The 12823-nt window shown below is 73.9% G+C and carries 12 protein-coding genes; 6 read left to right on the forward strand and 6 right to left on the reverse strand.

Annotated features, from left to right (window positions below; all coding sequences use genetic code 11):
- Nucleotides 1-9 precede the first annotated feature (9 nt).
- Nucleotides 10-1476: a wax ester/triacylglycerol synthase family O-acyltransferase gene (locus LOC65_RS17205; RefSeq protein ID WP_230248415.1), complete on the reverse strand. Its 1467-nt coding sequence runs from the start codon at nucleotides 1474-1476 to the stop codon at nucleotides 10-12.
- Nucleotides 1477-1712: 236 nt separating this feature from the next.
- Here LOC65_RS17205 and LOC65_RS17210 point away from each other — a divergent pair, with 236 nt between their 5' ends.
- A complete protein-coding gene (locus LOC65_RS17210) occupies nucleotides 1713-1943 on the forward strand; it encodes a hypothetical protein (protein WP_009857613.1) in 231 nt (76 codons plus the stop codon).
- On the opposite strand, the gene LOC65_RS17215 is transcribed toward LOC65_RS17210, so the two are convergent.
- The 5 genes from LOC65_RS17215 to LOC65_RS19410 form a co-directional block, all read right to left on the reverse strand.
- On the reverse strand, nucleotides 1933-3726 hold the full coding sequence (locus tag LOC65_RS17215) for an ATP-binding protein (RefSeq protein WP_164962966.1): 1794 nt from the start codon (nucleotides 3724-3726) through the stop codon (nucleotides 1933-1935). The two genes, LOC65_RS17210 and LOC65_RS17215, sit on opposite strands and share 11 nt — an antisense overlap.
- Nucleotides 3727-3861: 135 nt before the next feature.
- The gene (locus tag LOC65_RS17220) at nucleotides 3862-5376 is read right to left on the reverse strand and encodes a Do family serine endopeptidase (RefSeq protein WP_230248417.1); all 1515 of its coding nucleotides are present in this window, start codon (nucleotides 5374-5376) and stop codon (nucleotides 3862-3864) included.
- A gap of 96 nt (nucleotides 5377-5472) precedes the next feature.
- Nucleotides 5473-6774 carry an ATP-binding protein gene (locus tag LOC65_RS17225; protein WP_230248418.1) on the reverse strand — a complete coding sequence of 434 codons (1302 nt, stop codon included), beginning with the start codon at nucleotides 6772-6774 and terminating at the stop codon, nucleotides 5473-5475.
- Nucleotides 6771-7445, reverse strand: a complete 675-nt coding sequence (locus LOC65_RS17230) for a response regulator transcription factor (RefSeq protein WP_230248419.1) — start codon at nucleotides 7443-7445, stop codon at nucleotides 6771-6773. Before LOC65_RS17230 ends, LOC65_RS17225 begins: the two co-directional genes overlap by 4 nt.
- A gap of 46 nt (nucleotides 7446-7491) precedes the next feature.
- Nucleotides 7492-7626, reverse strand: a complete 135-nt coding sequence (locus LOC65_RS19410) for a hypothetical protein (protein WP_009857608.1) — start codon at nucleotides 7624-7626, stop codon at nucleotides 7492-7494.
- Between the two features lie 212 nt (nucleotides 7627-7838).
- Between LOC65_RS19410 and fahA the strand changes: the two genes are divergently transcribed.
- The 5 genes from fahA (at nucleotide 7839) to LOC65_RS17255 (ending at nucleotide 12768) form a co-directional block, all read left to right on the forward strand.
- The gene (gene fahA, locus LOC65_RS17235) at nucleotides 7839-9134 is read left to right on the forward strand and encodes a fumarylacetoacetase (protein WP_164962962.1); all 1296 of its coding nucleotides are present in this window, start codon (nucleotides 7839-7841) and stop codon (nucleotides 9132-9134) included.
- An 80-nt stretch (nucleotides 9135-9214) separates the two neighbouring features.
- The gene (locus LOC65_RS17240) at nucleotides 9215-10384 is read left to right on the forward strand and encodes a hypothetical protein (RefSeq protein WP_230248420.1); all 1170 of its coding nucleotides are present in this window, start codon (nucleotides 9215-9217) and stop codon (nucleotides 10382-10384) included.
- Nucleotides 10385-10543: 159 nt separating this feature from the next.
- A complete protein-coding gene (locus tag LOC65_RS17245) occupies nucleotides 10544-11773 on the forward strand; it encodes an NAD(P)H-dependent flavin oxidoreductase (protein WP_405048260.1) in 1230 nt (409 codons plus the stop codon).
- A 47-nt stretch (nucleotides 11774-11820) separates the two neighbouring features.
- Nucleotides 11821-12228 carry a SirB2 family protein gene (locus LOC65_RS17250; protein WP_230248423.1) on the forward strand — a complete coding sequence of 136 codons (408 nt, stop codon included), beginning with the start codon at nucleotides 11821-11823 and terminating at the stop codon, nucleotides 12226-12228.
- A gap of 15 nt (nucleotides 12229-12243) precedes the next feature.
- Nucleotides 12244-12768, forward strand: a complete 525-nt coding sequence (locus LOC65_RS17255) for a hemerythrin domain-containing protein (RefSeq protein ID WP_164962960.1) — start codon at nucleotides 12244-12246, stop codon at nucleotides 12766-12768.
- Nucleotides 12769-12823 lie beyond the last annotated feature (55 nt).

A 12823-nucleotide genomic window follows, 5' to 3' on the forward strand; every position in this document is an offset into this window, starting at 1 on the left:
CCTGCAGGGTCAGGGCGTCGGCAGGGCGCGTGCCGTCGGGCTGCCGGTCCGCTTGCGTGGCGGCTTCGGGCGGCTGGCGGCGACCAGCTCGTCCAGCGCCTCATGCAGCGCCGCCCTCAGTTCGCCGGCGTCGGCCACCGCCGCCTGCGCCGCGGTGAAGCCGAAACCCAGCTCGCCGGCGTAGCTCATCACCGTGATGTTCAGGCCGATGCCGTGCTCGACGATGGACAGCGGCCAGTAGCTCGTCATGCGTGCGCCGGCCAGGTACAGCGGCTCGTGCGGGCCGGGCACGTTGGAGATGACGACGTTGGCCAGCGGCGGCACCGCGCCGGCGATGCCCGAGGCGCCGTACACGGCGGCCAGCCCCTGCAGCAGCCAGGGCGCGCCCAGCGACGGGAAGTCGGTCGGGATGACGCCGCGCGCGCGTTTGGCCGCCGACTTCACCGCCCCGGCGGCGTCGCGGATCGCGTGCAGGCGCTTCAGCGGGTTGGCGATGTCGGTGTGCAGGTTGACCAGCGACAGCGTGGCCTTGGTCGTGAACTCCTGGTCGCCGCTGGCGCGCAGCGAGATCGGCATCGACGCCAGCAGCGGCTTCTTCGGCACGCCGCCGTGTGCCGCCAGCCAGCGCCGCAGCATGCCGCTGCACAGCGCGAGCACGATGTCGTTGAGCTTGGCCTCGTGGGCCGCGGCCAGCGCCTTCAGCGTGTCCATCGGCACCGAGACGGCGGCGAAGCTGCGTTCGGCACCGATCGGCACGTTCAGCGCCGTCTTCGGGCCGAAGCCGAAGTTCTCGCGCAGATGCCCGTCGGACTTGGCGGCGCTGCCGCGCGGCTTGCGCGGGCTGGCGAACAGCGTGCCGATCAGCTGCAGCGCCTGCGGCAGCTGGCGCGCGAGCTTGACGTACAGGCCCGCGTCGCGCGCCAGCGCGGCGGCGGCGAGTTCCAGCGTGCCGGGGGCCTCGGCGCGTCGCGTGCGGCCGCGCGGCCGCGGCGGCGGCTCGGGCGACGGGTCGAACAGCGTCTGCGCCAGCAGCACGCCGGCCTTGCCGTCGAGCAGCGCGTGGTGCACCTGCACGTAGTAGCCGATTTCGCCGGAGGCCAGGCCGTCGAGCACCCAGATGCGCCACAGCGGCCGCGTGCGGTCCAGGCGCTCGGCGTGCAGCCGCGCGACCGTGGCCTCCAGTTCGGCCTGCGTGCCGGGCGCCGGCACCGCGACACGCTGCACGTGCCAGTCCATGTCGGCGCTGTCGTCCTCCACCCACACCGGGTTGGCGAACTGCAGCGGCATCGTCGCCAGCCGCCGTGTCAGCACCGGCGCCAGGTGCAGCCGCTGCTTCATCAGCCGCCGCACCGCGGTGGCGAAGTCGCCGCGTGCGCCCGGCGGCCGCACGAACAGGTGCAGCGAGCCGACGTGCATCGGCGTCTGCGTCGTCTCCAGGTGGAGGAAGGCCCCGTCCACCCCGCTCAAGGCTTGCATGCCCTTTTCTCGCTTTCGCGCCGATGCGGCCTGCCGGCCCGGCGTCGTGCCAACGTAAGCGGCGCGCCGCGACCACGACGCGCATTCAGATCAATCTTTCGTCAAGTCGGTCACGGGGATCGCGGGCGGGCTGCAGCGGACCCCGCAACTGCGGGAAATGCAATCCCGCCCGGCGCCGGGAAAATGGTCATATGTCACAAGATGTACGTCCAGCCGGAGTTCGTCGTTTCCAGGGCGTGACCGTCTTCGACAACGGTGCCGACCGCCCGAGCGAGTTCGGCGACTCGAGCACCCGCCCCACGCTCTGGGACGAGCCTTCGCGCCATCCCGATTCGACGCTGGAGCGGCGCCGCCCGCGCGCCGCCGCGCCGCGGCGCAGCTCGACCGGCCTCTGGCTGGCCGCGATCGCCGTCGTCGGCGCCGCGGCCGCCGGCCTGGTGCTGCTGGCCAGATACCTCAGCCGCTGACGGCCATCGGCTGCGGCGGCGTGGCCGTCGCCGGCAGCACGATGGTCAGCGCCAGCGTGAAGCGCGCGCCGCGGCCGGGCTCGGAGGCCAGCGTCAGCGTGCCGCCCATCAGCTGCGCCAGCGCGCGCGACAGCGCCAGCCCCAGGCCGGTGCCGCCGTGTTCGTAGCTCACGCGCGCGCTGCCCTGGCGGAAACGCTCGAAGATCGTCTCGTGCAGTTCGGGCGCGATGCCCGGGCCGGTGTCCTCGACGTGCATCAGCACCCGGTCGCCCAGGCGCTCGACCATCACGTCGACGCGCCCGGCCGGGGTGAACTTGATCGCGTTGGACAGCAGGTTGTTCAGGATCTGCTTCACGCGCAGCCCGTCGGCGACGATGACCTGCGGCGCCTCGGGGTCGATCTCCACCGCCAGCGTCAGCCCCTTGCCGGCCGCGGTGAGGGCGTAGAAGTCGACCGTGCCCTGCACCAGCGAGCCCAGGTTCACGGGTTCGGAGCTCAGTGTCATCGAACCGGCCTCGACCTTGGCCAGGTCGAGGATCTCGCCCAGCAGCTGGTTCAGGTACTCGGCGCCCTTGCGGATCAGCCCGGCCTGGTCGCGGAACTTCGGGTTGTCCAGCCGGTGCTCCATCAGCTCGGCGAAACCGCGGATGCTGGTCAGCGGCGTGCGCAGCTCGTGCGAGATGGCGGCCAGGAACTCGCTCTTGGCGTTGTTCGCGGCGTTGGCCTGGGCCTCGCTGGCGCGCAGCGCGGCGTTGTGGGCCTCCAGCCGGCGCAGCCCGGCGACGAAGACCAGCGCGCCGGCGGCGACGGCGCCGGTGAGCAGCAGCGTCAGCACGACGGCGATGTTGCGTGTCGTGCGCCAGCCCACCAGGGCTTCCTGGCTGGCGGTGGCCACCAGCACGTACAGCGGGTAGTCGGCGATGCGCCGGTAGGCCGTGTAGCGCTCCAGGCCGTCGAGCGTGCTGACGCCGCTGAACGTGCCTTCGCGCTGCAGGTCCTGCTGCGAGAACGCGCCGCCGCGCTTGAGCTTCTCGCCGATCTGGTTGGCGCTCTCGCCGCCGACGACGCGGGCGCGGATGCTCAGGTCCTGGCCGACCAGCGTCACCGCGCCCAGCGAGCCGATCGCCGCGCGCCGGTAGACGTCCTCGAAGTAGCCCGGGTCCAGCGAGGCGACGACGACGCCGATGACGCGGCCGTCGGCGGCGCTGATGCGGCGCGAGATCTGGATCGTCCAGCGCTTGGACACCTTGCCCAGCACCGGCTTGCCGATCCACAGGTCGTCGGCGCTCTTGAGCCCGGTGCCCGGCGGCAGCGTCGTCGGCGCCAGGTGCACACGCACGTGCTCGCGTTCGGACAGGTCGACGTGGCCGGTCTTGCGGCCATCGGGGTCGAGGTTGCTGCCGATGAAGCGGCCGTCGGCGCCCACCAGCGACAGCTGCACCAGGATGCCGGGCACCAGGCCGGTCTCGTTGGCATAGCGCGGGAGTTCCAGCCCGTCGCCGCCGTGGCGCGCGAAGTCGTCGCGCGCGCGCACCGTGGCCTGGTCGACCGCGGCCAGCACCCGAACCGTCTGTTCCTCGAAGGCGCGTGCCAGGTTGGTGTTCTGGCGCAGTTCGCCGGCGATGGCGTCGTGCCAGCGCAACCACAGCACCAGCGCGACGGTGGCCCAGGCCAGCACGATCAGCACGCCGGCGGCGCCGATCGCGAGCTTGCTCAGGCGGCGTTCGGCGCCGGGGGCGGCCGAGGCAGCAAAACGCTGCAGCGTGGAACTGAGGGTCAACATGGCGGCGATCACTTGAAGTGATCAAATCTAGCATTTCTATCGCTATGAATTGCGCCAATACGTCACGTCCCACGCCACAAACGACGACGGCCGCCCCGTTGCCCGGGGCGGCCGTCGGCGAGCAGGCGACACGAATCAGCCGATGCGGATCGGCACGAAGATCGTCTCGCCGTCACGCTGCACCAGCAGCGCGACGTGCCGCGGCTTGGCTTCGAGCACCTTCTGCACCTGCTCGATGGATTGCACCGGCTGGCCGTTGATCGCCAGCAGCACGTCGCCGCGCTCGACGCCGGCACGTGCCGCCGGGCCTGCGACGTCCTGCACCAGCAGGCCGCCGTCGACGTGAACCTGGCGCTGCTCGTCGCGTGTCAGCGGGCGCAGCGCCAGGCCGAGCTGCGTGCCTTCGGGGCGCGCCGGGTCGTCGGCGCGCGCCACCTCGGCCTCGGCGCTGCCGAGCTTGACCTCGAGCTCGCGCCAGCTCTTGTCGCGCCAGACCTTGAGCTTGACGCGCTCGCCCGGCGCCGACAGGCCGATCAGCGAAGACAGGTTGCCGCTGCGCTCGACGGCCTGGCCGTTGACCTCGGTGATCACGTCGCCGGGCTTGAGCCCGCCCTTGGCCGCCGCGCTGCCCGGCTGCACTGCGGCGACCAGCGCACCGTCGGGCCGCTCCAGCCCGAAGGACTCGGCCAGGCCCTGGTTCAGGTCCTGGATCGAGACCCCCAGCCGGGCGTGCTGGGCGCGGCCGGTGGCGACGATCTGGTCCTTGATCTTCAGCGCGACGTCGATCGGGATCGCGAACGACAGGCCCTGGAAGCCGCCGCTCTGCGAATAGATCTGGGCGTTGATGCCGACGACGGCGCCGCCGCCGTCGAGCAGCGGGCCACCCGAGTTGCCGGGGTTGACCGCGGCGTCGGTCTGGATGAACGGCACGACGGTGTCGCCGGGCAGCGAACGGCCCTTGGCGCTGACGATGCCGGTCGTCGCCGTCTGCTCGAAGCCGTAGGGCGCGCCGATGGCCATCACCGGGTCGCCGACCTCCAGTCGGCGCGGGTCGCCCAGGCGCACCGTCGGCAGCCCCTTGGCGTCGATTCGCAGCACGGCGATGTCGGTCACCGGGTCGCTGCCCAGCACCTTGGCCGGGAACTCGCGCCGGTCGCTCAGCTTGACGGTGACCTCCTTGGCTTCGCGCACGACGTGGGCGTTGGTCAGGATCAGGCCGTCGGCGGCGACGATGAAACCCGAGCCCTGGCCGCGGAACGGCACCGAGGGGTTGGCGCCGCGGCCGCGCTGGCCGAAGCCGGGCATGCCGCGGAAGAACTGGAAGAACGGGTCGTTCTCCAGCCCTTCGGGCAGGCCCTGCTCCTCGGCGCTGGCCTTGTGCAGGCCTTCGACGGTGATGCCGACGACGGCCGGGCCGGCCTGCTTGAAGATCGCGCGGTAGTCGGGCACCGTGCCCTGGGCCGGGATCGGGGCGACCGGCGCGGTCGTGGCGGCGGTGGTGGCCGCCGCGGCACCGGCCATCGCGGCGGCGGGTGCGGGGCGGTCCAGCCGCAGCCACGGCGGCAGGTCGAAGGCGCTGGCCGCACTCGCACCGAGCACGCCGCCGGCCAGCAGGGCGGCGGCCAAAGGCTTCATCTTCATCGTGTCCATGTCCTTTTCGCGGAGAGCGGGCCCTGGTCGAAGCCCGATGGACGCGAGATTGGGGCCGGACGATGAGTGCAGCATTAGCGCTGCGTGAAGCGAGGATTAAGCCGCCGGGAAACGCACGCTGGCGCGCAGCCCGCCCAGCGGCGACTCGGCCAGCGTGACGCGGGCGCCGTGGCGCTCGGCGATCGTGCGCACGATGGCCAGCCCCAGGCCGCTGCCTTCGCCGGCGCCGGGGTCGCGGCGGTAGAAGCGGTCGAAGACACGCTCGCGTTCGGCCACCGGGATGCCCGGGCCGGCGTCGTCGACGACGAGCAGCGGCGCACCGCCGTCCAGCGCCGCGCGCACCTCGACGCGTGCGCCGGGCGGCGAATGGCGCACCGCGTTGTCGACCAGGTTGCGCACCAGCACCGCCAGCGAGCCGGCGTCACCCTGCAGCGGCACCGGCGCGTCGGCCTGCAGAGACAGCTCGGTGCCGCGCGTCCGCGCCAGCGGCACCGTCGCGGCGAGCGCGCTGCGCGCGGCTTCGGCGAGGTCGACACGCGCCGTCGGCAGCGGCGGCGCGCCGGGTTCGTTGCGCGCCAGCACGAGCAGCTGCTCGACCAGCCAGGCGCTGCGCTCCACGCCTTCGCCCAGCGCGCGCACGGCCTCGGCACGTGCCGCCTCGTCCTCGGCGCGTTCGAGCAGGCGGATCTGCAGCTTCAGCGCCTGCAGCGGCGAGCGCAGCTCGTGCGCGGCGTCGGCGACGAAGGCGCGCTGGGTGTCCATCGCCTGCGCGAGCTGGGCCAGCAGCCCGTTGAGCGCGGTGACCAGCGGCGACAGCTCGTCGGGCAGCCCGGCAGCCGGCAGCGGCGAGAGCGACTGCGGTTCGCGCTCGCGCACCGCACGCGCGACGCTGCGCAGCGGGCGCAGCACGCGGGTCGCCGCGGCCCAGGTCAGCAGCGCGATCAGCGGCGCGATGCCGAGCAGCGGCGCGACGCTGCGCAGCGCCGCGCCGGCGGCCAGGCGCTGGCGGATCTGGCGCGGCTGCGCGACCTGGATCACACGCTGGCCGCGCAGCACGGTGAAAGTGCGCCAGGTCTGCTTGCCGGCCGAGACGTCGGCGAAGCCGAGCAGCGCGCGCGCCGGCAGCTCGTCGTGCGGGCGCGAGGCATAGATCGTCTGGCCGTCGGCGCTCCAGATCTGGATCACGAAGTCGAGCTCGCGGTCGGCCAGCGCGCCGGCCTGGTCGGGCGCGATCTCGCCCTGGTCGCGCAGCGACAGCGCCATCTGGCGCAGCTGGTAGTCGAACAGCGCCTCGGTCTCGGCGAGCACGTTGCGGTAGGTGACGGCGCCCATCACCGCCGCGGCGAAGGCGAGCATCGCCAGCAGCAGCGCGAGCACACGCGCGCGGATCGAGTTCACAGGAAGTAGCCGACGCCGCGCATGTTGCGGATGAAGTCGGCGCCCAGCTTGCGCCGCAGCTGGTGGACGTAGACCGAGACGGCGTTGCTCTCCACCGCGTCGCCCCAGCCGTAGAGGCGGTCCTCGAGCTGGGCGCGCGACAGCACCGCGCCGGGGCGCTGCATCAAGGCTTCCAGCACCGCGAACTCGCGCGACGACAGCAGCACCGGCTGGCCGTCCTTCGTCACCTGGCGCGTCGCCGGGTCGAGCGTGACGCCGCCGTGCGTCAGCAGCGGCGCGGCGCGGCCGCCGTGGCGGCGCGTGACGGCACGGATGCGCGCCGTCAGCTCGTCGAACTCGAAGGGCTTGACGAGGTAGTCGTCGGCGCCGGCGTCCAGGCCGCGCACGCGGTCACCGCTGGCGTCGCGCGCGGTCAGCACGATGACCGGCGTGGTGTCGGCGCGGCCGCGCAGCTCGCGCAGCACGTCCAGGCCGTCGGCCGGCGGCGCGCCGGGCGGGCCGCCGGGCGGCAGGCCCAGGTCGAGCAGCACGCAGTCGAAACGTTCGCTGGCCAGCGTGGCGCGCGCCGCGGCGACGTCGCGCACCCAGTCCACGGCATGGCCTTCGAGCCTGAGCGCGGCGCGCAGGCTCTCGCCGATCATGCGGTCATCCTCGACGAGCAGCAGTCGCATGCGCCGAGCATAGCGGCGCCGGCGCTGCGGCCCGTGCGGGCCGCGTTCAGCGCAGCGCGACCGGCGGCACCGCGGGCGCCGCCGCGGCCTCGGCCCAGATCCAGGCGCTGAACACCGCCACGGCGAGGGTGGCGATCGTCAGCCAGCGGTCCCATGGCGGGCGGTAACCGTTCCTGCTCATCGTCGACCTCCGTGAAAGGTCGGGAGCGCGTCGCTGCGGCTGCCGGGCGTGTCACCGCCTGTTTCACCGCGCGTTGCGCCTTCGGGGTTGTGGTCGGGGCCTCGGGAACTACGATCTTGCATGGCCTTCACGGGCTGCAGAGCAGTCCCCCCAAGAGCAAAGCCCGTGCCCGTGCCAGTTCACCCCGGACGCCCGGTCAGGCGACATTCCCGATGAGCGCTGCGCGCCTCGATGCGACCCACGACCCGCTGCTGCTGAGCTGGGTCGAGTCGGCCAACCGGCCGGGAGCCGACTTCCCGATCCAGAACCTGCCGCTCGGGCGTTTCCGCCCGCGGCGCAGCGACGAGCCGCTGCGTGCCGGCGTCGCCATCGGCGACCAGATCCTCGACCTCAGGCTGGCCCTGGAGCAGTGCCCCTGGGCCGACGACGTCTACCCGCTGCTCGGGCCGCTGGCCGCCGGCGACGTCAACACCTTCATGGCGATGGGCCGCGGCGCCTGGCGCCGGCTGCGCGAGGCCCTGTCCGAGGCGCTGGCCGAGGGCAGCGACCAGGGGCCCTTCCTCGAGCTGTGCCTGCTGCCGCAGGCCCAGGCCGAGATGGCTCTGCCCTGCCGCATCGCCGAGTTCACCGAGTTCCACGCCGGCATCCACCACGCCGCCGCGGTCGGGCGGCTGGCGCGTCCCGACCACCCTCTGCTGCCGAACTACAAGTGGGTGCCGCTGGCCTGCCACGGGCGGGCCTCGTCGGTCGGGCTGGGCGCCGAGGTGCAGCGCCCGCGCGGCCAGGTCAAGGGTGCGGCCGAGGCGCCGGAGTTCGTGCCCACGCGCCGCCTCGACTTCGAGCTGGAGATCGGTGTCGTCGTCGGCCGCGCCAGCGCGCCGGGCGAGCCGCTGACGATGGCCCAGGCCGAGGACACGATCTTCGGCCTGGTGCTGCTCAACGACTGGTCGGCGCGTGACCTGCTGGCCTGGGAGGGCGCGCCGCTCGGGCCCTTCCTCGGCAAGAACTTCGCGACCTCGATCTCGCCGTGGATCGTGACGATGGAGGCGCTGGCGCCGTTCCGCCGGCCCCAGGTGCGCCCGGCCGGCGACCCGCCGCCGCTGCCCTACCTCGACTCGGCCGCCAACCGCGCCGCCGGCGCGCTGGACGTGGCGCTGGAGTCCTGGCTGGCGACGCCGGCGATGGTGCAGCCGGCGCCGCTGGCCACGTCCAGCCTGCTCGACGCCTACTGGACGCCGGCGCAGCTCGTCGCGCACCACGCCAGCAACGGCTGCCCGCTGCATCCGGGCGACCTGCTGGGCACCGGCGCGATCTCCGGGCCGCAGCCGGGGCAGGGCGCGTCGCTGCTGGAGCTGACGCAGGGCGGCCGCCAGCCGCTGACGCTGCCCGGCGGCGAGCAGCGGGTCTTCCTGCACGACGGCGACAGCGTGATCCTGCGCGGCAGCTGCCAGCGCCGCGGCGCCGTGCGCATCGGCTTCGGCACGCTCGCCTCCACCGTGCGCGGCTGACGCCGGCGGGCGGAACAGCGCCGTCCGGCTGCCGTTCATCGGCGCTTTCGCCGCCGCGCGGCCGCCCAGAATGCGGCCCGATGGAGCTCGACCGCCGTGACGAATGGGCCGCCCGCGTGGCGGCCTGGCACCAGCGCGACCCGCTGGCGCTGCGTGTCACGCCGCAGCAGGTCAGCGGCTTCGCCTGGCTGGACCTGCCGTTCGCCGGTGGCGGCCCGCGTTCGCGCTGGCAGCCGGTGTTCAGCGAGCGTGTGCTCGCCGACCTGCCGCCCGCCCGGCTTGCCGCCTGGGCCCGCCGCCACGGCCACGACGAACGCCCCGCCGCCGACGGCCTGCCGTTGCACCAGGTCGAGATCGACCGTGCGCGGGTGCCCGCCGGCGCCGACGCGGTGGTGCTCTGGATGCTGCGCGCGACGCTGGAGACGGCGGCCGGGCCGGTGGAGGTGCTGCTCGACGCCCGCCCGGGCGGTGCGGTGCTGGGCCGGCGCCGCCGCAGCCCGCGCCGCGTGGCGGTCGCCGCCGCCGGCCTGACCGCCGCGCTGGCCCTGGCCGCGGCTTTCGCCTGGATCGTGCATCGCGGCCGCGACAAGGCCGCGCCCGCGGCCCCGCCGGTGGCGTCCGCGGCGTCCGCCGCCGCGGCGCCGCCGACGGCGTCGGCCCCTTCGGCGGCGGCCTCGTCCTCTGCTTCGGCCGTTTCCGCGGCCTCCGCTGCGGCGCCGACCCCGTCCGCCGCGTCCGCCGCGGCGTCCGCGCCCGTGCCCGCGGCCTCGGCCGCGCCGCCGCCCGCCCGTGCGTCGGCGGCCGCCGCGCCGCTGGCCGAGGCCCCGGCGCGCCCGGCGACGATGCTGCCGCCGCCGGTCATCGCGCCGCGCCGCACCGACGCCGACGGGCGCCGCATCCAGGAGCCGCCCGAGTTCCTGCTCGACGACACGCAGCGCCGCGCCGCACGCGCCGCCGGCGAGTCGGCGAGAGCCGCGTCGGCCGCGCGCCGTGCCGAGCGGCAGGAGACCGCCTACGCGCTGGTCACGCGGCCGGCTCGCACGCCGACGGAGTCGCGCCTGCTCGGCCGCGATCTCGAGGCGGCAATGGCGGCGCTGCCGGGCCCGCCGCGCTGCCCGCGCCTGGACGTCATGCCCGCCGGCGATGACTGGCGCGCCGTCTGCTGGCCGCTGACCCGTCGCGACGAGGCCGAACGCCTGCGCGACCGGCTCGTGAAGGCCGGCCAGCGCATCGAGCTCATCGAGTTCTGAGCGGCGCGGCGCCCCGTCAGGCGGAGGCGCCCCGGAATCCGTTACGCTACGGGGTGCCGATCTGACTGAAGTCAAGGCCGCCCCTTGCCGGGCGCGATGCAATGCCGCACGCCGGACACGGTTGTCCCGCGTGCCTGACCGCGAGAACCCACGATGTTGATGCCCGCCTCGGTCGACCAGACCGTCGAAATCCTGCGCGAAAAGCTCGAGCGCAGCGTGCTGCGCCCGCTGAAGCTGGCCGGTCGCGAACTGCTGCCGATCGTGCAGGGCGGCATGGGCGTCGGCATCTCGGCGCACCGCCTGGCCGGCAGCGTCGCGTCGCTCGGGGCCGTCGGCACGCTCTCCTCGGTCGACCTGCGCCGCCATCACCCCGACCTGATGGAGCGCACCCAGCACTGCCACAAGGGCCTGAACGGCGAAGCCGACAAGAAGGCGATCAACGACGCCAACCTGGAAGCCATCGACCGCGAGATCCGCGCCGCGCGCGAGATCTCCCAGGGCCGCGGCCTGCTGGCGATCAACGTCATGCGCGCCGTCGGCGAGTACGCACCGTCGGTGGTGCGCGCGCTGCGCTCGGGCATCGACGCCGTCGTCGTCGGCGCCGGCCTGCCGCTGGACCTGCCGGACCTGGCCAAGGAGCACCCGAAGACCGCGCTGATCCCGATCCTGTCGGACGCACGCGGCGTGCAGCTGATCGTCAAGAAGTGGGAGCGCAAGCAGCGTCGCCCCGACGCCATCGTCATCGAGCACCCGCGGCTGGCCGCCGGCCACCTCGGCGCGGCGCGGGTCGAGGACCTCAACGACCCGCGTTTCGAGTTCGAGAACGTGATCCCGGCGACGCGCGAGTTCCTGCGCACCGCCGGCATGGACGACGTGCCGGTGATCGCCGCCGGCGGCATCCGCACGCACGAGGACATTGCCCGCCTGCAGAGCCTGGGCGCCGCCGCGGTGCAGCTGGGCACGCCTTTCGTCGCCACCGAGGAATGCGACGCCCACCCGGCGTTCAAGAAGGTGCTGGCCGAGGCGCGCGACGAAGACCTGGTCGAGTTCACCAGCGTCGCCGGCCTGCCGGCGCGTGCGGTCAAGACGCACTGGCTGAAGAACTACCTGAATGCCGAGCCCAAGCTGCAGGAGATCGCGCACAAGAAGCCGCGCTGCGTCGTGACCTTCGACTGCCTGGCGCAATGCGGTCTGCGCGACGGCTTCAAGGGCTGGGGCCAGTTCTGCATCGACACCCAGCTCGCCGCCGCGGTGCGTGGCGACGTCATGAAGGGCCTGTTCTTCCGCGGCGTCGGCCAGATGCCGTTCGGCAACCGCATCGTCCAGGTGCGCGAGCTGCTGGAGAAGCTGCTGACGCCGGTGCCCGTCGGCGCCTACGCCCACGCCTGACGCCGCGTTGCCGGCGGGCGCGGGCCCGGCCGGCACGAGGGTCCGTGATGTCCCTGGCCGCCGCCTACGCCGAGATCAAGCTGGCCCATGTCGCGCTCGTCGCGGCCAGCGGCACGCTGTTCGCCGTGCGCGGCGCGGCGGTGCTGGCCGGCCAGCGCTGGGCGATGGTCAAGCCGCTGCGCGTGGCCAGTTACGTCATCGACACGCTGCTGCTGGCGGCCGGCGCCAGCTTGTGGGCGCTGCTCGCGCTGCAGCCCTGGCGTGACGGCTGGCTGGGCACCAAGCTGGCGCTGCTCGTCGTCTACGTCGTGCTCGGCTCGGTCGCGCTCAAGCGCGGCCGCACACCGGGGGCACGCGCTGCCGCCTATGTCGCCGCGCTGGCGGTGTTCCTCTACATGGTGTCGGTGGCGCGGGCGCACCATCCGCTGGGCGTGTTCGCCGCCGGGTGGAGCTGATCCGGAGGGCAGGCCATGGCCACGATTCCGCTGCACGACGGCCCGAGTGCGGGCTTCGACGCCCCGTTCGAGATGCTCGAGGCCTGCCACGGCCGTGTCGAACGCATGCTGTCGCTGCTGGAGCGCCTGCGCTCGCACCTCGAGCAGCGTGGCGGCGCCGTCGACGACCAGGCCCGCCAGGCCGCGCGCGACGTGATGCGCTACTTCGACCTCGCCGCGCCCAACCACCACGAGGACGAGGAGCGCCACGTCTTCCCGGCGCTGCGCGAGCAGGGCGAGGCCGCGCTGGCCGACCGGCTGCAGGCCGAACACGCGGAGATGGCCGCCGCCTGGAGCGCGCTGAAGCCGACGCTGGCCGCGCTCGCCGACGGCCGCTGGGACGCCGCCGTCGTGCCGCAGTGGCAGGCTTTCGTCGCGATGTACCGGCGCCACGTCGCCGACGAGGACGACCGCGCCTATCCGGCCGCCGCCGCGGCGATCGACGACCGCTGCCTGGTGCGCATGGCCGAGGAGATGGCCCACCGCCGCGGGCTGCGCTGACCCCCCAACGCGGCGTCGCGCGACAAGCCGTTTCCTGACCTGTGCCGGGTGTGTC

Origin of the sequence: Rubrivivax sp. JA1055 (genome assembly GCF_020966565.1) — a bacterium.
Lineage (GTDB): Bacteria > Pseudomonadota > Gammaproteobacteria > Burkholderiales > Burkholderiaceae_C > Rubrivivax > Rubrivivax benzoatilyticus.